Below are 16441 nucleotides of genomic sequence, written 5' to 3'. Positions count from 1 at the left end.
GACGCCTGCCCGGTGCTGGAAGATTAAATGATGGGGTGCAAGCTCTTGATTGAAGTCCCAGTAAACGGCGGCCGTAACTATAACGGTCCTAAGGTAGCGAAATTCCTTGTCGGGTAAGTTCCGACCTGCACGAATGGCGTAACGATGGCCACACTGTCTCCTCCTGAGACTCAGCGAAGTTGAAATGTTTGTGATGATGCAATCTCCCCGCGGAAAGACGGAAAGACCCCATGAACCTTTACTGTAGCTTTGTATTGGACTTTGAACAGATCTGTGTAGGATAGGTGGGAGGCTTTGAAGTGAGGTCGCTAGATCTCATGGAGCCAACGTTGAAATACCACCCTGGTGTGTTTGAGGTTCTAACCTAGGTCCATTATCTGGATCGGGGACAGTGCATGGTAGGCAGTTTGACTGGGGCGGTCTCCTCCCAAAGCGTAACGGAGGAGTTCGAAGGTACGCTAGTTACGGTCGGACATCGTGACGATAGTGCAATGGCATAAGCGTGCTTAACTGCGAGACTGACAAGTCGAGCAGATGCGAAAGCAGGACATAGTGATCCGGTGGTTCTGTATGGAAGGGCCATCGCTCAACGGATAAAAGGTACTCTGGGGATAACAGGCTGATACCGCCCAAGAGTTCATATCGACGGCGGTGTTTGGCACCTCGATGTCGGCTCATCTCATCCTGGGGCTGTAGCCGGTCCCAAGGGTATGGCTGTTCGCCATTTAAAGAGGTACGTGAGCTGGGTTTAAAACGTCGTGAGACAGTTTGGTCCCTATCTTCCGTGGGCGCTGCAGATTTGAGGAAGCCTGCTCCTAGTACGAGAGGACCGGAGTGGACACACCTCTGGTGTATCGGTTGTCACGCCAGTGGCATTGCCGAGTAGCTAAGTGTGGAAGAGATAACCGCTGAAAGCATCTAAGCGGGAAACTCGTTTCAAGATGAGATCTGCCGGGGCCTTGAGCCCCCTAAAGAGTCGTTCAAGACCAGGACGTTGATAGGTCAGGTGTGGAAGCGCAGTAATGCGTTAAGCTAACTGATACTAATTGCTCGTGCGGCTTGACCCTATAACTTTGATAGCCAACACACGCAAGTGTGCAAAGCTCAAAGATTGTTATGCCAAGTTGACGCAGTCAAAAGACACAAAATCTGATTCCATACTCTATGAATTCGCCAGGCTGTTCCACGAACAGCCCAGCACCAAGTTATGCCTGATGACCATAGCAAGTTGGTACCACTCCTTCCCATCCCGAACAGGACAGTGAAACGACTTTGCGCCGATGATAGTGCGGGTTCCCGTGTGAAAGTAGGTCATCGTCAGGCTCTTACAGCCCAGAAAACCCCAGTCAGCAATGACTGGGGTTTTTTGCTTTGGGGAACGGCGAAAAGCAAGCATCCATTCAGCTAGGTTCTCTGCTGGTCTGGACCTTGGTGAGCTCTATGAGCGTCTGATGGAATGGACTCACCCTGCTCTTGTGCCCCCGCTTCGCGAAAAACCCGCCACACGTCTTCTTCATCACTCTGCGGCACCTGCCTATACGCGGGTAGCGCCTTTCCACCACTGCGCCACCCACACGCATGACGAAGGCGCCTGAGCTCCAATGCACCGGCGGTTCGCGCAAGTTCAATGCTTGCGTGGGGGGGCAAACCTGTGAACGCCAGCGGCGTCGAGAACCCGATGCAGTTGGCTGTCAAACCACAGCAGGTGCAGATGGGCCAGCGCCTCGCCCATCGCAAAGGTCATCTGGTGGGCATCCAGCTTTCGCTTGAACATGATGGGCAGCACATCCGCCGCTGACAAAGGGCCCGATTTCGCAGCCTCCAGGATTTCTGCCAGCCGATCCCGGTGATGGTTCTGCAGTTGCTGGATGCGTTCATGCAATCCCTGGAAGGGTTTGCCATGAGACGGCAGGACAAGCGTGTCAGCCGGCAATGCGAGGTACCGGAGCAGGGAGGCCAAAAAAAGCCGCAGAGGGTCCGATTCGGGTTCTGCCGCGTGGACGCTGACGTTGGTGGAAATGCGCGGCAACACCATGTCGCCACTGATCAGGGAGGACAATTCTGCGCAATACAGGGCAATGTGCTCAGGCGCATGCCCGTACCCGCTGATGCACTGCCAATCGCGGCCACCGATTTCGATGACATCACCTTCCATAAGCCTGCGGAAGGTCGGAGGCAGGGCGGGCACCAGGGTCGGGAAGTACGACACGCGTCCCCGGACATGCTGGAGAAATTCCACATCCTGCATGCCATGCAGGGCATAGAAGTCGGCGCTGGCCTCGCCACCGAATCCATTGCGGTCGTATACCGCGGTTCTCGCCACGTTGTAGTCGGTGGCGCTGATCCAAAGGCGTACTTTCCATCGGTCGCACAGCCAATGCGCCAGCCCGATGTGGTCCGGATGCATGTGGGTCACGATCACGCGCAAAATCGGCAACCCTTCCAGGCTGCTCGCAAAAACCTGCTCCCACTGTGCACGCGTGGTCGCACTGTCGATGCAGCAGTCCACCACCGTCCAGCCGCTGACCATGGTGCCGTCGGCGTCGGGTTGCCGGTCGCGCAGCAACCACAGGTTGATGTGGTCCAGCGCGAATGGCAGGCCCATGCGGATCCACTTGACGCCAGGTGCGACTTCCATGGTGCCCCCCTGCGGAGGGAGTGCATCGCCAAGCGGGTAGTGGATCTGGTGTTCGAGTGGGTTCATGGCGGTCGTGGTATGGGTTAGCATTGACGTTAACGTAAACGTCATGCATCCGATGCATTGTAGGGAGCTGCGGCCGCGGGGCTGTCTCCTGTGCGAAACCGACCTTGCTGCACGCAGTACCCACCATGGCCAACACCTACACCATCAGCGATCTCGCCAAAGAGTTTGATCTCACCACGCGGGCGATCCGCTTTTATGAAGACATGGGCCTGCTGCAACCGGAACGCACGGGACCAGCGGGCCGAAACCGCGTCTACAGTGCCCGTGACAGGACCCGATTGCGCCTCACGCTCCGCGCCAAGCGACTGGGGCTGTCGCTGACGGAGGCCAAGGAGATCATCGACCTGTACGACAGTCCCCGCGACACGGGCGTGCAGCTGCGCAAGTTTCTGGATGTGCTTGTCGTCCATCGCAAGCAGCTCGAGGAACAGATGGCTGACCTGCAGGCCAATCTGGAGGAGGTCCAGGAGCATGAAAACGAGGCGCGGGCACTCTTGCTGAAGGTCGAAAAGCAAAAATGATTCATAATTGACGTTTACGTAAACGTAAATGCTGATCAGGAGATTGCCTTGAGCACGCCCCCCCTTGAGCCCCGGTGCGCTGACTACGCGGAGCGCGTGCGCGCCAGCTTCGCCCTTCAGGGCGCCATGCAGACGTTGGGCGCGCGCCTGGCCCGCGTGGCGGCGGGGGCGGTCGACATCGAGCTCGAATGGGCTCCGGCACTTACCCAGCAGCATGGCTTCCTGCATGCCGGCATGGTGGCCACCGCCCTGGATTCGGCCTGTGGCTATGCGGGTTTCACCCTGATGGGCCCCGACGCCGCCGTGCTCACCATCGAATTCAAGATCAACCTGCTGGCCCCCGCCAAGGGCCAGCGTTTTCGCATGGAGGGACGGGTGCTGAAGCCCGGCCGCACCATCACCGTGTGCGAGGGCCGTGCCTTCGCCATAGAAAACTCCCAGGAAAAGCTGGTGGCCACCATGGGGTGCACCCTCATGGCCGTCACCGGGCGCGACAACATCCAAGGCTGAACAAGCCACCTTCCACAATCTGTTTTGAGGAGACATTCACCATGAGCATTCCCGCCAACCTGCCTGGCCTCAACTTCCAACTGGGCGAGGATATCGATGCCCTGCGCGATGCCGTGCGCGACTTTGCGCAGGCCGAGATCGCGCCGCGCGCGGCCGAGATCGACCGCAGCGACCAGTTCCCCATGGACCTGTGGCGCAAGATGGGCGACCTGGGCGTGCTCGGCATCACGGTGCCCGAGCAATATGGCGGCGCCGCCATGGGCTACCTCGCCCACATGGTGGCCATGGAGGAAATCTCCCGCGCCAGCGCCTCCGTGGGCCTGTCTTACGGCGCGCACAGCAACCTGTGCGTGAACCAGATCAACCGCAACGGCAGCGAGGCACAGAAGGCCAAGTACCTGCCCAAGCTCATCAGTGGCGAACATGTGGGTGCGCTGGCCATGAGCGAGCCGGGCGCGGGCTCCGATGTGATCAGCATGAAGCTCAAGGCCGAGGACAAGGGCGGCTACTACCTGCTCAACGGCAACAAGATGTGGATCACCAATGGTCCGGATGCCGACACCCTCGTGGTGTACGCCAAGACCGAACCCGAAATGGGCGCGCGTGGCGTCACGGCCTTCCTGATCGAAAAAGGCATGCCGGGATTCAGCATTGCGCAAAAGCTCGACAAGCTGGGCATGCGTGGCAGCCACACGGGCGAGCTGGTTTTCAACAATGTCGAAGTGCCCGCCGCCAATGTGCTCGGTGGCCTGAACCAGGGCGCCAAGGTGCTGATGAGCGGCCTGGACTACGAACGTGCGGTGCTGACCGGCGGCCCGCTGGGCATCATGCAGTCCGTGATGGACAACGTGATCCCGTACATTCACGACCGCAAGCAGTTCGGCCAGAGCATTGGCGAGTTCCAGCTCATCCAGGGCAAGGTGGCCGACATGTACACCGTGCTGCAGGCGGGGCGCTCGTTTGCCTACACTGTGGCCAAGAACCTCGACATGCTCGGCACCGACCACGTGCGCCAGGTGCGCAAGGACTGCGCCAGCGTGATCCTGTGGTGCGCGGAAAAGGCGACCTGGATGGCCGGCGAAGGCGTGCAGATCTACGGTGGCAATGGCTACATCAACGAATACCCGCTGGGCCGCCTGTGGCGCGATGCCAAGCTGTATGAGATCGGTGCGGGCACCAGCGAGATCCGCCGCATGCTGATCGGCCGCGAGCTGTTCGCCGAAACCTGCTGAGCTTCACTTCTTTCACTGACTCTCCAAGGACAACATGCCCTCCTCGATCGACGACCTGTTTGTTCACAACCGCGCCTGGGCGGCCCAGATGGAGCGCGAGCGGCCCGGGTTCTTCACCAGCCTGCTGGCCCAGCAAAAGCCCAAGTACATGTGGATCGGCTGCTCCGACAGCCGCGTGCCCGCCAACCAGATCACGGGCCTGGAGCCGGGCGAAGTGTTCGTGCACCGCAACGTGGCCAATGTGGTGGTGCCCACCGACCTGAACTGCCTTTCCACCATCCAGTACGCGGTGGACCAGTTGCACATCGAGCACCTCATGGTGGTGGGACACTATGGTTGTGGTGGCGTGCTGGCGGCCCTGGAAGGCACGCGCGTGGGCCTGGCCGACAACTGGATCCGCCATGTGCAGGACGTGCGTGACCGCCACCGCGACCTGATTGCCGCCACCGCCCCGGAGTGGCGCCACGACGTGCTGTGCGAACTCAACGCCATCGAGCAGGTGGTCAACATCGCCCAGACCACGGTGATGCTCGATGCGTGGGGACGGGGCCAGAAGGTCACGCTGCACGGCTGGTGCTATGGGCTCAAGGACGGTCTCATCAACAACCTGCACATGTCCGTGGGCAGCACCGAAGGCCTGGACTCGCTGTACAAGGCGGCGATCGCTGGTGTGGCTGCCGTCAAAAGGCAATAGCCCGCCTCTTGCCTGACCGCATTGCGATGCCTGCGCTGAAAGACTGCCATGTTCCCGCAACGGCTTGATGCTCCCCAGGCCTACGGCATTGCCAAGGCCATGATGGACGGTTTCAACCGGCACTACCGGCTGTTCCGCACCGAGTCGGCGCGGGCCAAGCACCGCTTCGAAACCGGCGACTGGCACGGCCAGCAGCGGGCGCAGCGCGAACGCATCGAGTTCTATGACCTGCGCGTGAAAGAATGCGTGCGCCGGCTGGAGAAGGAATTCAGCGCGGGCGCGCAGCCCATGGACGTGTGGCACCAGATCAAGCTGCATTACATCGGCCTCTTGGTCAACCACCACCAGCCCGAGCTGGCAGAGACCTTCTTCAACTCGATCACGACCAAGATCCTGCACCGCACGCATTTCCACAACGACTTCATCTTCGTGCGGCCCGCGGTCAGCACCGAATACATCGAGAACGAAGAGCCCGCGGCGCGCCCCACCTACCGCGCGTACTACCCCTCCCGCGACAACCTGCACGAGACGTTCCAGACCATCATCGAGAACTTCCAGTTGCAGCGTGAGTTTGCGGACTTGGCGCGAGACAGTGCCTGCGTGGTGGCCGCCGTGCGCGGCCGCCTCGACAAGGTGCGGCTGCGCGCCAACTTCCAGATCCAGGTGCTCACCAGCCTGTTCTTCCGCAACAAGGGCGCCTATGTGGTGGGCAAGATCATCAACGGCTTCAACGAAGTGCCGTTTGCGCTGCCCATCCTGCACGACGATGCTGGGAGGCTTTTCATCGATGCCGCGCTGTTCGGCGAAGACGATATGCAGATGCTGTTCAGTTTCGCCCGCGCCTACTTCATGGTGGACATGGAGGTGCCCAGCGCCTACGTGCAGTTCCTGCGCAGCCTCATGCCGCGCAAGCCGCGGGCCGAGATCTACAACGCGCTGGGCCTGGCCAAGCAGGGCAAGACCCTGTTCTACCGCGACTTCCTGTACCACCTGAAGCATTCCAGCGATCAGTTTCGCATCGCCCCCGGCATCAAGGGCATGGTGATGCTGGTGTTCGACCTGCCGAGCTTTCCGTTCGTGTTCAAGCTCATCAAGGACTATTTCCCGCACCAGAAGGAAACCACGCGCGAGCAGATCAAGGCCAAGTACCTGCTGGTCAAGCAGCACGACCGCGTGGGCCGCATGGCCGACACGCTGGAGTACAGCGAGGTGGCCTTTCCCCGCGACCGGTTTGACGATGCACTGATTGCCGAGATCGAGAAGTTCGCCCCCAGCCAGCTGGAGATCAGCGACCGCGATGGCGACGGCCAGACCGAAGTCATCATCAAGCACCTGTACATCGAGCGGCGCATGATCCCGCTCAACATCTACCTGCAGGAGGCCTTTGACACCGGGCTCTCCGACCCGCGTGCGCGCCAGCAGATGGAGCACAGCGTCATCGAATACGGCAACGCCATCAAGGACCTCGTGGCCGCCAACATCTTCCCCGGCGACATGCTCTGGAAGAACTTCGGCGTCACGCGCAATGGCAAGGTCGTGTTCTACGACTACGACGAGATCGAATACCTCACCGACTGCAACTTCCGCCGCGTGCCCACGCCGCGCAACGAGGAGGAAGAGATGAGCGGCGAGGTCTGGTACAGCGTGGGCCCGCGCGATGTGTTCCCCGAAACCTTCGGCCCTTTCCTGCTCGGCAACGACGCCGTGCGCGAGGTGTTCATGTCGCACCACGCCGACCTGCTCGACGCCGCGTTCTGGCAGTCGCACAAGGAGCGCATCCAGGCGGGCCACATGTTCGACGTTTTTCCCTACGACACGGACCGGCGCTTCGCGCAGGGCGCGCCGGCCCGGTAGTCCATTTCATTCAACCCCCGACTTTCGTCTGAACCCTTCCCAGGAGATTTGCACCATGTCCGCATCCACCCAAGACCCCATCGTCATCGTCGGCGCCGCGCGCACCCCCATGGGCTCGCTGCAGGGCGACTTTTCCAGCCTGGCCGCGCACGACCTGGGCGGCGCCGCGATCAAGGCCGCCATCGAGCGCGCCGGTGTGTCACCCGACGCCGTGGGCGAGGTGCTGTTCGGCAACTGCCTGATGGCCGGCCAGGGCCAGGCGCCCGCACGCCAGGCGGCCTTCAAGGGCGGCCTGCCCAAGGGCGCTGGCGCGGTCACGCTCAGCAAGATGTGCGGCTCGGGCATGAAGGCCGCGATGATGGCGCACGACATGCTGCTGGCCGGCACGCACGACGTGATGGTGGCCGGCGGCATGGAGAGCATGACCAACGCCCCCTACCTGCTGCAGAAGGGCCGCGGCGGCTACCGCCTGGGCCATGACCGCATCTTCGACCACATGATGCTCGACGGCCTGGAAGACGCCTATGAAGCAGGCCGCAGCATGGGCACCTTTGGCGAAGACTGCGCCGCCAAGTACCAGTTCACGCGCGAGCAGCAGGACGCGTTCGCCACGGCCAGCGTGCAGCGCGCCAAGGCCGCCACCGAGTCCGGCGCGTTCGCGGCCGAGATCGTGCCCGTCACCGTCAAGACCCGCGCGGGCGAGACCGTGGTGTCGGTGGACGAAGGCCCGGGCAAGGTCAAGCTGGAGAAGATCGCCACCTTGAAGCCCGCCTTCAAGAAGGACGGCACCATCACCGCCGCATCCAGCTCCAGCATCAACGACGGCGCCGCCGCGCTGGTGATGATGCGCGAATCCACCGCGAAGAAGCTCGGGGCCAAGCCGCTGGCGCGCATCGTGAGCCACGCCATCCACGCGCAAGAGCCCGAGTGGTTCGCCACCGCCCCCCTGGGCGCCACGCAGAAGGCGCTGGCCAAGGCCGGCTGGGAAGTGGGCGACGTGCAGCTGTGGGAGATCAACGAGGCCTTCGCCGTGGTGCCCATGGCGCTGATGAAAGAGCTGGACCTGCCGCACGACAAGGTCAACGTGAACGGCGGCGCCTGCGCCCTGGGCCACCCCATCGGTGCCAGCGGTGCCCGCATCATGGTCACGCTGATGTATGCCCTCCAGGCGCGCGGCCTGACCAAGGGCCTGGCCACGCTGTGCATCGGCGGCGGCGAAGCCACGGCGGTGGCGCTGGAACTCGTTTGATGCGGGAGGGAGATGGGATGATTTGGCTCTTTTCACAAGGACAGTGATGACCGCACCCTCTCCCGAGATCACCGCCTTCTGGCGCGCGTTTTCCGATGCCCAGGCATCGCTCCAGGCCCAGCCGCTGCGCGAGCGGGTCGAGTCCGCCAACGCGCTCATTGAGCGCCACCTGGGCGGCCTGGCGCTGGAGATGTCCGGCGGCGACGGCGATGCGGTGGTGGACCTCATCGTCACCGCCCACGGCAGCACCGAAAAATTTCCACTGCTGATGCAGGCGGTGGCGGCCGCGCCCGCGCTGCAGAACTACCGCGTGCGCGCGTTCCGCGAGCGCACCACGCAGCCGGACTTTCCCATCGGCATGGACGGTTTCCAGCTGGCCACGTCCGAGGTGTTCATCGCCCTGGACCAGGATGGCGGGCAGGCCGCGCTGGAGATCCGCTTTGGCCGCGAGATCCCGAGCGACTACCAGGACCATGCGCGCAACATGGCGTTCATCATGCTCGACCATGTGCTCGGCGAGTACGATTTCGCCGTCAAGGTGGGGGCGGTGGATTTTGTCGGGCAGGCTGGCGACCCGCAGGCGCAGTGGGTCCCACTCAGCCAGTTGCCTCCGGTGTTTGATCGCTACTGGATCGAGACGCTGGGCCGCACGGGAGACTTCCCGGCGGGTGAACACGACTGGTCGGGCATGACTCTGGCGTTCGGCGGCGAGCCCGGAGATGGCGACGACGACGAAGGCCCCGGGGGGCGCGAGGACACCGCCATTGTCATGGTCAACCGCAGCGCCAGCCCCGTGGCCATGCGCGCCGACCTGTCGCACGCGCTGGTGCTGGACCTGGCCGTGGGGGATCGCGATGAGCTGGCCGCCGTGCAGGCGCTGCAGGACCAGGCCGCCACGCTGCTGGAGCTGCCCCAGCTGGGCATCCTGGCCTACACCCTGACCCGTGCCGGGCGCCGCAAGGCCGTCTACTACGTGGGCGACGAGCAACTGGCCAGGCAGGCGCTGGCACCCCTGCTGCTGCGGGAAGAGGCCGAGTCGCTGGTGCTGTCCACCACCTATGACCCGGCGTGGTCGGGCTACTTCGAATTTGCCTTGCATTGACCTGGACGCGACCATGATCGAAACCACCGAGCAGCTGCGCGCCCTGTATGCCGCCCCAAGCGAGCGGGCCCTGCACAAGCAGCAACCGCAGCTGGATGCGCACTGCCAGCGCTTCATTGCCCTGTCGCCGTTCTGCGTGGTGGCCAGTGGTGGTCTCCATGGCGCATTGCTCGATGCCTCGCCGCGCGGCGGTGCGCCCGGTTTCGTGAAGTCGCCCGATGCGCACACCCTGCTGCTGCCCGACGCGGGGGGCAACAACCGGCTCGACACCCTGACCAACCTGCTCGATGACCCGCGCATCGGCCTGCTGTTCATGATTCCGGGCGTGGACGAAACCCTGCGGGTGAACGGCACCGCGCGCCTGCGCGACGAGGCGCTGTACACGGACTTCTTCACGGCCGAGCGCCAGCGCCCAAAGATGGTGATCGAAGTGCGCGTGGCCGAGGCGTATCTGCACTGCTCCAAGGCCTTCATGCGCTCGCGGCTGTGGTCCGCCGATGCGCAGGTGGACCGCGCCGCGCTGCCCACGATGGGCCAGATGATCCACGACCAGATGGGCCTCGCCACCGAGCCTGAGTCGCAAGTGGCGATGCTGCAGCGCTACCGCGCCCAACTGGCGCAGGAGCAGCAGCTCGGCGACGCCTGAGGGTGTTGAGAGTGATTGCTACTATTTTGATAGCTATTGGCGCTTGATGCATAAGCGCCAGGGTCCAATTCAATCCAAATTTCAACCATGAAATCCATACTTGTCATCGGCGCATCGCGCGGCATCGGTCTGGAGCTGGTGCGCCAGTACGCCGAGGCGGGCCGCCGCGTGATCGCCACCGTGCGCGACGACGCGGGCCGCGAACGGGTGCAGGCCCTGGGCGCCGAGGTGCTGACCATCGACGTGGCCCAACCCGCCAGCGTGAGTGGCCTGGCCTGGCAACTGGACGGCGAAAAGATCGAGACCGCCTGGTATGTGGCGGGCGCCATCCGCCGTCCCAACGCGCTCACGCCGCCCACGCAGCAGGACTTCGATGCCGTCATGCACACCAACGTGCTGGGCGCCATGCAGGCGCTGCCGCAGGTCGCGCCCCTGGTGGCCGACGCGCAGGGCGTGTTCGCGTTCCTGTCCTCGTCCATGTCGCAGATTGGCAGCGTGCCGGGCAGCGGCTCCTGGCTGTATCGCACCAGCAAGGCGGCGCTGAACATGGCGGTGGCCGCGGCCCAGCACGACTACCCAGGCGCCACGCTCATCACCATCGACCCCGGCTGGGTGCAGACCGACATGGGCGGCGAAGGCGCTGCGCTCACGGTGCAGGACAGCGTGCGCGGCCTGCGCGCCACCGTGGCGGGCGTCACCGCCGCCGACAAGGGCCGCCTGCTGCACCACGACGGCCGTCGCGCCACCCACTGGTAACCCTTTCGACCGAACCCACAACGACTTCTGGAGACAACCCCGATGCTGCTGACCCAAGACCAGGAAATGATCCGCGACGCGGTGCGCGACTTCGCGCAGGAACAGCTGTGGCCCCACGCCGCGCGCTGGGACAAGGAACACCACTTCCCCAAGGAGGCGCACCAGGGCCTGGCTGCACTGGGCGCGTATGGCATCTGCGTGCCCGAAGAATTTGGCGGCGCCCACCTCGACTACGTCACCCTCGCGCTGGTGCTTGAAGAGATCGCGGCCGGCGACGGCGGCACCAGCACCGCCATCAGCGTGACCAACTGCCCGGTCAACGCCATCCTCATGCGCTATGGCAACGCCCAGCAAAAGCGCGACTGGCTCACGCCGCTGGCCCGTGGCGAGATGCTGGGCGCGTTCTGCCTGACCGAGCCGCATGTGGGGTCCGACGCGTCCGCACTGCGCACCACGGCGGTGAAGCAGGGCGATGAATACGTGATCAACGGCGTCAAGCAGTTCATCACCAGCGGCAAGAACGGCCACGTGGCCATCGTCATCGCCGTGACCGACAAGGGCGCGGGCAAGAAGGGCATGAGCGCCTTCCTCGTGCCCACCAGCAACCCGGGCTACGTGGTCGCGCGGCTCGAAGACAAGCTGGGCCAGCACAGCAGCGACACCGCGCAGATCAACTTCGACCACTGCCGCATTCCGGCCGAAAACCTGATCGGCGCGGAAGGCGAGGGCTACAAGATCGCCCTGGGCGCGCTCGAGGGCGGCCGCATCGGCATCGCCGCGCAAAGCGTGGGCATGGCACGCAGTGCCTTCGACGTGGCGCTGGCGTATTCGAAAGAGCGCGAGAGCTTCGGCACCGCCATCTTCAACCACCAGGCCGTGGGCTTTCGCCTGGCCGACTGCGCCACGCAGATCGAAGCCGCGCGCCAGCTCATCTGGCACGCCGCCGCGCTGCGCGATGCGGGCCGGCCCTGCCTGAAGGAAGCCGCCATGGCCAAGCTGTTCGCCAGCGAGATGGCCGAACGCGTGTGCAGCGCCGCCATCCAGACCCTGGGCGGCTACGGCGTGGTGAACGACTTCCCGGTGGAGCGCATCTACCGCGACGTGCGCGTGTGTCAGATCTACGAAGGCACGAGCGACGTGCAGAAGATCATCATTCAGCGCGCGCTGGCTTGATGCTGATTGCTATGAATTGAATAGCTTTTGGCGCAGGATGGGAAAGCGCCAGGGCCTGTTTTGTTCAAGTTTCCTGCTGCGGCAGCCACTGGGCCAGCACCGCATGGAGCGCGTCCACATCCACGGGCTTGCGCAGCACCAGGTAGCCCTCGGCATCGGCCTCGTGCAGGGCGGGTGAGTCAAACTCGCCGCTCACCATGGCTCCGCGCGCGGCGGGGCAGCGCTCCAGCAGGACGCGCAGCACGTCAAAGCCGCTATCGCCCGACGACAGGTGCTGGTCGCACAGGATGGCCTGCGGTGCAAAGCCGTTGTCCAGGTGGGCGTGGGCCTCGCCGGGGGTGCGGGCGGTGCGCAACGCGATGCCCCAGCCGCCCAGCAGGGCCGACCAGGCCCGCAGCACGTGGGGATCGTCGTCCAGCACCAGGCACCGGCCCTGCAGGCGGGGCCAGGTGCGTGGCGCGGCGGTGCCACGTGCGTCGGGCGCCAGCGCAGGCGCGGCCGTGGCCGGCAGCTCGATCCAGAAACACGACCCCCGCCCCGGACGCGAGGCCATGCCCTGGCGTGCACCCATCAGCGCCACGCAGCGCGCCACCACGGCCAGCCCCAGGCCGTGGCCTTCGCGGTGGAGGTGCCCCGCGCTCTGCGGGCGGTAGAAGGCCTGGTAGATGGCGGCCTGCTCCTGTGGTGCCACGCCTTCGCCGGTGTCCCACACCTCCAGCCGCCAGTGGCCACCGCGCTGCCGTGCGCCCACCAGCACCCCGCCCCGCAGTGTGTAGCGCAAGGCGTTGTGCACCAGGTTGGCCAGCGACTGCCGCACCAGCGCGGGGTCGGCCAGCACCGTGGCGTGCGCCGGGGGCGGGCGCATGCGCAGGGCCAGCCCGCGTGCGGTGGCTTCGGTGACGAACTGGTGGCGCAGGTCGTCGAACAGGTGGGCCAGCGGCACGGGCGCGGGCCGCAGCTCCACCGTGCCTGATTCGATGCGCGACAGGTCGAGCAGGGCATCGAACATCTGGCTGAGCGAGTGCATGCTCAGCCGCCACTGGCCCAGCAAGGGGCCGATGTGCGGGTGGTCCTGGCCCTGCAGCGCAATGGCTTCGGCCAGCAACGCCATGGCGTGCACGGGCTGGCGCAGGTCGTGGGCGGCGGTGCTCAGAAACCGGTTCTTCTCGGCCAGCGCGGCTTCGGCCGCGTCGCTGGCCTCGCGGTAGCGCTCGGCCAGGTCGCGGCTGCGCTCTTCCAGCACCACCTGGCGCACGAAGAACCGGTGCGAGTTCATGGCGCTGCGGTAGATCACGGCGGCCATCACCAGCGTCATGGGCAGTACAAACGGCCACTGCGCCGGAAACGCCCAGGGGATCATCGCCAGCCCACCCACCGCACCCACGAAATACATGCGGTAGACAGCGAGCGTGGCGGTCATCTGCGCTGCGTTGGCGGCCAGAATGCCCGCCAGCGTGATATGCAGCAACAGCATGAATTCGTAGCTGGCGTGGCCCAGCGACAACGCTATCGAGAGTGAAACACCTACCCCGTGCACCAGGGCCAGGTAGCACACGCGGCGGGTCCAGGGGGGCAGCAGGACTTCGGGCGGCCGCAAGGCGCGTTCGCGCCGGTACTGCCGGTGGCCCCACCCCACGAACAGCAACACGGGCAGGTATGCGCCTCCCCACGCCAGCAGAGGCATGGCCTGCCCACCCTGCCAGCCCAGCAGCAGGCCAAACAGCAGCCCCATGGCGGGCATGACCGACATGCCCAGCCGCAGGCGCGCAAAAGAGGCTTCGAGCAGCAGCAGCCAGCCTTGTGCGCTGGGCGCGCCGTGCGCGTGGCCCGGGGCCTTGGTGTTGGGCGTCATGTGCCTGCGAAGGTGGCCGCCGCCTCCCGGCGGCGCCGCAGCCGGCGCACCTGCCGCCACATGCCCAGGGCCGCGCGGGCGTGGACCGCGGTCCAGGCCGGGATGCGCACCTGGCCGCGCTCGCCCGGTCCGGTGCCGGCGCGGGGATGGGGGTGGGGAAACCAGCGGCGCGGCAAGAACTGGAGTGGCATGGGGCGCGGGCGGGCCGGTGTTCAGGCGGGTGGATCGGGCAGGACCAGCCGGCGCCCGCGCAGTCCCGTGATGGCCTCCACGCGGGTGCGTGCGCCCAGGCGCAGGAGGATGGCGCTCATGTGCTCCTTGACCGTGCTCTCCGACAGGTCGTACTGCAGCGCGATGCGCTTGTTGGGCAGCCCCTGCAGCACCAGCGCCAGGATTTCGCCCTGGCGCACCGACAGGCCCAGTTCGGCAGGCGTGACCGGCAGGTCGCGGCTGCGCGGGGGCTGGTTGCCGGGGGGGGCGGGCACAAACCAGGCCAGGCCGCCCAGCAGGGCCTCCACCGCCTGGGCGAAGATCTCTGGCGGAGTCTGCTTGTGGATGAAGCCGTGCGCGCCCGCCTGGCGCACGCGCTCCATCATGGCCGGGTCGTCGTCGCCGCTGACGACCGCCAGCGCGGTGCCGGGGCAGTGCTCGCGCACCAGCGCGATCAGGCCCAGCGCGGCACCTTCGGCCAGCCAGAAGTCGACGAGCGCGATGGCGGGGGCACCCCGCGTGGCCACCAGCGGCAGAAAGTCATCGGCGCACCCGGCCACGGCCACCTCCAGGTAGGGCAGGCGCAAGCGCAGGAATTCGGCCACGCCGCGTGCTACCAGCGGGTGGTCGTCCAGGATGAGTGCATAGGGTGACATGGGGGCCGGGGGGCGCTGCGGCGCCGGGCGCCAGGATGCCGCAGCAAAGCAAATTCTGCCAAGTGTGGACCGGAAGGGGCGGCGCGCAAACCCTACCTCGGTAGGGTTTTGCGGCGGGCGGCGTGCCGCACAGAATCCGCCCCCGTTTCACCCATTCATTCACCACCCAGGAGGTTTCCGTTCATGACCCCCACAAGCGCAAAGTTCACCCGGCACCACGCACGGCCCGCAGTCCGCTGGGCCCCTCTTGGGCTGGCCGCGGTGTTGCTGGCGGGCTGCGGGGGCGGCGATGGCGACGGCGGCACCACGCCCCCGCCCACGGCCGGGGCCTTCACCGTGGGGGGCTCCGTGGTCGGCCTGGGCGCCGGCAAGGCGCTGACCCTGCAGAACAATGGCGGCGATGACCTGGCCCTGAGCGCCAACGGCGGTTTTGTGTTCGCGGCCCGGCTGGACCGCGGCGTGGCCTATGCCGTCACCGTCAGGACGCAGCCCGGCGGCCAGCGTTGCGCCGTGGCGCAAGGCACGGGCACCGCCACCGCGAACGTGGGCGATGTGCAGGTGCGCTGCGAGAACCTGGCGGCGGCCACCTTCACGGTGGGGGGCTCGGTATCGGGCCTGGCGGGCGGCGCAGTGGTGCTGCAGAACAACGGCGGCGATGACCTGTCCCTGGCCAGCAACGGTGGCTTCGCGTTTTCCACGGCGGTGGCCACGGGCAGCCCCTATGCCGTCACGGTGAAGACCCCGCCCGCAGGCCAGAACTGCGCGGTGCGCAACGGCAGCGGCACGGTGGGTTCGGCCCATGTCGGCTCGGTGGAGGTGGCCTGCACCACGGCCGTGGCACTGCCGCAGGGGGACTGGAAGCAGGAGCGTTGCACGCCCATCGGCCCGGGCCAATGGGGCCGGTCGCTGTGGCGCATCGTGCGGCAAGGCGAGACCCGGGCCACGGTCAGCCTGGGCGTGGCGACCTACTCCGACGGGAACTGCACCGCCGCGGGCGCGGTCATTGGCGGGCAAGGGGGCGATGGGGGCAATTTCACGTTTGACCGCACGGGCGCGACACCCACGCTCGCCGCCTTCTGGGGCAGCTGGGCCCAGGTCACGGGGTTGACCTCGCGCACCGTGTGGGCGCGCAAGGGCCCCTATCTGTGCCCGCTGGGCGACCAGAACCCGAGCCTGTTCGGCTCGGCCGCCGCCGTGGAGGCCTCGGCCGACATCTCCATCCAGAACAAGGCCTGCTACACCCAGAACTGAACCCCCGTGCTCCCTGCGGGCCGTGGCGGCC

Annotated in this window: 15 protein-coding genes and 2 rRNA genes (1 of these 17 cut by a window edge); 13 read left to right on the top strand and 4 right to left on the bottom strand. The window is 65.5% G+C overall.

Annotation, left to right across the window (positions count from 1 at the left end):
* Both AC3RCE_RS22315 and rrf read left to right on the top strand, forming a co-directional pair.
* A 23S ribosomal RNA gene (locus AC3RCE_RS22315) occupies positions 1 to 1067 on the top strand (it extends 1812 nt beyond the left edge of the window).
* A gap of 143 nt (positions 1068 to 1210) precedes the next feature.
* Positions 1211 to 1323 (top strand): 5S ribosomal RNA (rrf, locus tag AC3RCE_RS22310).
* A gap of 301 nt (positions 1324 to 1624) precedes the next feature.
* Here rrf and AC3RCE_RS22305 read toward each other — a convergent pair.
* On the bottom strand, positions 1625 to 2704 hold the full coding sequence (locus AC3RCE_RS22305) for an MBL fold metallo-hydrolase (RefSeq protein WP_492253997.1): 1080 nt from the start codon (positions 2702 to 2704) through the stop codon (positions 1625 to 1627).
* A gap of 125 nt (positions 2705 to 2829) precedes the next feature.
* On the opposite strand from AC3RCE_RS22305, the gene AC3RCE_RS22300 reads away from it, so the two are divergent.
* From AC3RCE_RS22300 to AC3RCE_RS22255, 10 genes are all read left to right on the top strand, one after another.
* Positions 2830 to 3225, top strand: a complete 396-nt coding sequence (locus AC3RCE_RS22300; protein WP_218296297.1) for a MerR family transcriptional regulator — start codon at positions 2830 to 2832, stop codon at positions 3223 to 3225.
* 48 nt (positions 3226 to 3273) lie between these two features.
* Positions 3274 to 3735 carry a PaaI family thioesterase gene (locus AC3RCE_RS22295; protein WP_218296296.1) on the top strand — a complete coding sequence of 154 codons (462 nt, stop codon included), beginning with the start codon at positions 3274 to 3276 and terminating at the stop codon, positions 3733 to 3735.
* A 41-nt stretch (positions 3736 to 3776) separates the two neighbouring features.
* The gene (locus AC3RCE_RS22290) at positions 3777 to 4967 is read left to right on the top strand and encodes an isovaleryl-CoA dehydrogenase (RefSeq protein WP_218339915.1); all 1191 of its coding nucleotides are present in this window, start codon (positions 3777 to 3779) and stop codon (positions 4965 to 4967) included.
* Between the two features lie 34 nt (positions 4968 to 5001).
* Positions 5002 to 5661 carry a carbonate dehydratase gene (gene can / locus AC3RCE_RS22285; protein WP_010466789.1) on the top strand — a complete coding sequence of 220 codons (660 nt, stop codon included), beginning with the start codon at positions 5002 to 5004 and terminating at the stop codon, positions 5659 to 5661.
* A gap of 48 nt (positions 5662 to 5709) precedes the next feature.
* Positions 5710 to 7515 (top strand): bifunctional isocitrate dehydrogenase kinase/phosphatase, encoded by a 1806-nt coding sequence (aceK, locus tag AC3RCE_RS22280; protein WP_492253996.1) that lies wholly within the window; start codon positions 5710 to 5712, stop codon positions 7513 to 7515.
* A 55-nt stretch (positions 7516 to 7570) separates the two neighbouring features.
* Positions 7571 to 8764 carry an acetyl-CoA C-acyltransferase gene (locus tag AC3RCE_RS22275; RefSeq protein WP_492253995.1) on the top strand — a complete coding sequence of 398 codons (1194 nt, stop codon included), beginning with the start codon at positions 7571 to 7573 and terminating at the stop codon, positions 8762 to 8764.
* A gap of 46 nt (positions 8765 to 8810) precedes the next feature.
* Complete coding sequence (locus AC3RCE_RS22270) at positions 8811 to 9866, top strand: DUF695 domain-containing protein (protein WP_492253994.1); 1056 nt, start codon at positions 8811 to 8813, stop codon at positions 9864 to 9866.
* A 13-nt stretch (positions 9867 to 9879) separates the two neighbouring features.
* Positions 9880 to 10512, top strand: a complete 633-nt coding sequence (locus AC3RCE_RS22265) for a pyridoxamine 5'-phosphate oxidase family protein (RefSeq protein WP_492253993.1) — start codon at positions 9880 to 9882, stop codon at positions 10510 to 10512.
* A gap of 87 nt (positions 10513 to 10599) precedes the next feature.
* Positions 10600 to 11268 (top strand): SDR family oxidoreductase, encoded by a 669-nt coding sequence (locus AC3RCE_RS22260; RefSeq protein ID WP_492253992.1) that lies wholly within the window; start codon positions 10600 to 10602, stop codon positions 11266 to 11268.
* 42 nt (positions 11269 to 11310) lie between these two features.
* Complete coding sequence (locus AC3RCE_RS22255) at positions 11311 to 12441, top strand: acyl-CoA dehydrogenase family protein (protein ID WP_492253991.1); 1131 nt, start codon at positions 11311 to 11313, stop codon at positions 12439 to 12441.
* Between the two features lie 64 nt (positions 12442 to 12505).
* Here the strand turns inward: AC3RCE_RS22255 and AC3RCE_RS22250 are convergent, their stop codons facing one another.
* From AC3RCE_RS22250 to AC3RCE_RS22240, 3 genes are read right to left on the bottom strand one after another with little or no spacing between them, the layout of a single operon-like run.
* Positions 12506 to 14293 carry a hybrid sensor histidine kinase/response regulator gene (locus AC3RCE_RS22250; RefSeq protein WP_492253990.1) on the bottom strand — a complete coding sequence of 596 codons (1788 nt, stop codon included), beginning with the start codon at positions 14291 to 14293 and terminating at the stop codon, positions 12506 to 12508.
* Positions 14290 to 14484: a hypothetical protein gene (locus AC3RCE_RS22245; RefSeq protein WP_218296287.1), complete on the bottom strand. Its 195-nt coding sequence runs from the start codon at positions 14482 to 14484 to the stop codon at positions 14290 to 14292. Before AC3RCE_RS22245 ends, AC3RCE_RS22250 begins: the two co-directional genes overlap by 4 nt.
* 21 nt (positions 14485 to 14505) lie before the next feature.
* Positions 14506 to 15159 carry a LuxR C-terminal-related transcriptional regulator gene (locus AC3RCE_RS22240; protein WP_218296286.1) on the bottom strand — a complete coding sequence of 218 codons (654 nt, stop codon included), beginning with the start codon at positions 15157 to 15159 and terminating at the stop codon, positions 14506 to 14508.
* Between the two features lie 183 nt (positions 15160 to 15342).
* Here AC3RCE_RS22240 and AC3RCE_RS22235 point away from each other — a divergent pair, with 183 nt between their 5' ends.
* Positions 15343 to 16410 (top strand): hypothetical protein, encoded by a 1068-nt coding sequence (locus AC3RCE_RS22235; RefSeq protein WP_218296285.1) that lies wholly within the window; start codon positions 15343 to 15345, stop codon positions 16408 to 16410.
* The last annotated feature ends 31 nt before the right edge of the window (positions 16411 to 16441 follow it).

The sequence above is a fragment of the Acidovorax sp. GW823-FHT05D11 genome, assembly GCF_058795695.1.
Note: the sequence above shows the minus strand (reverse complement) of the source record. Positions and strands in the feature narration are given on the sequence as shown.

What these genes read in the sequence shown, in the direction of transcription:
- AC3RCE_RS22245 (WP_218296287.1), bottom strand. Translation starts at nt 14,484, where the DNA reads ATGCCACTCCAGTTCTTGCCGCGCCGCTGGTTTCCCCACCCCCATCCC.
- AC3RCE_RS22265 (WP_492253993.1), top strand. Translation starts at nt 9,880, where the DNA reads ATGATCGAAACCACCGAGCAGCTGCGCGCCCTGTATGCCGCCCCAAGC.
- AC3RCE_RS22270 (WP_492253994.1), top strand. Translation starts at nt 8,811, where the DNA reads ATGACCGCACCCTCTCCCGAGATCACCGCCTTCTGGCGCGCGTTTTCC.
- can (WP_010466789.1), top strand. Translation starts at nt 5,002, where the DNA reads ATGCCCTCCTCGATCGACGACCTGTTTGTTCACAACCGCGCCTGGGCG.
- AC3RCE_RS22305 (WP_492253997.1), bottom strand. Translation starts at nt 2,704, where the DNA reads ATGAACCCACTCGAACACCAGATCCACTACCCGCTTGGCGATGCACTC.
- AC3RCE_RS22235 (WP_218296285.1), top strand. Translation starts at nt 15,343, where the DNA reads ATGACCCCCACAAGCGCAAAGTTCACCCGGCACCACGCACGGCCCGCA.
- AC3RCE_RS22260 (WP_492253992.1), top strand. Translation starts at nt 10,600, where the DNA reads ATGAAATCCATACTTGTCATCGGCGCATCGCGCGGCATCGGTCTGGAG.
- AC3RCE_RS22240 (WP_218296286.1), bottom strand. Translation starts at nt 15,159, where the DNA reads ATGTCACCCTATGCACTCATCCTGGACGACCACCCGCTGGTAGCACGC.
- AC3RCE_RS22275 (WP_492253995.1), top strand. Translation starts at nt 7,571, where the DNA reads ATGTCCGCATCCACCCAAGACCCCATCGTCATCGTCGGCGCCGCGCGC.
- AC3RCE_RS22255 (WP_492253991.1), top strand. Translation starts at nt 11,311, where the DNA reads ATGCTGCTGACCCAAGACCAGGAAATGATCCGCGACGCGGTGCGCGAC.
- AC3RCE_RS22300 (WP_218296297.1), top strand. Translation starts at nt 2,830, where the DNA reads ATGGCCAACACCTACACCATCAGCGATCTCGCCAAAGAGTTTGATCTC.
- aceK (WP_492253996.1), top strand. Translation starts at nt 5,710, where the DNA reads ATGTTCCCGCAACGGCTTGATGCTCCCCAGGCCTACGGCATTGCCAAG.
- AC3RCE_RS22290 (WP_218339915.1), top strand. Translation starts at nt 3,777, where the DNA reads ATGAGCATTCCCGCCAACCTGCCTGGCCTCAACTTCCAACTGGGCGAG.
- AC3RCE_RS22250 (WP_492253990.1), bottom strand. Translation starts at nt 14,293, where the DNA reads ATGACGCCCAACACCAAGGCCCCGGGCCACGCGCACGGCGCGCCCAGC.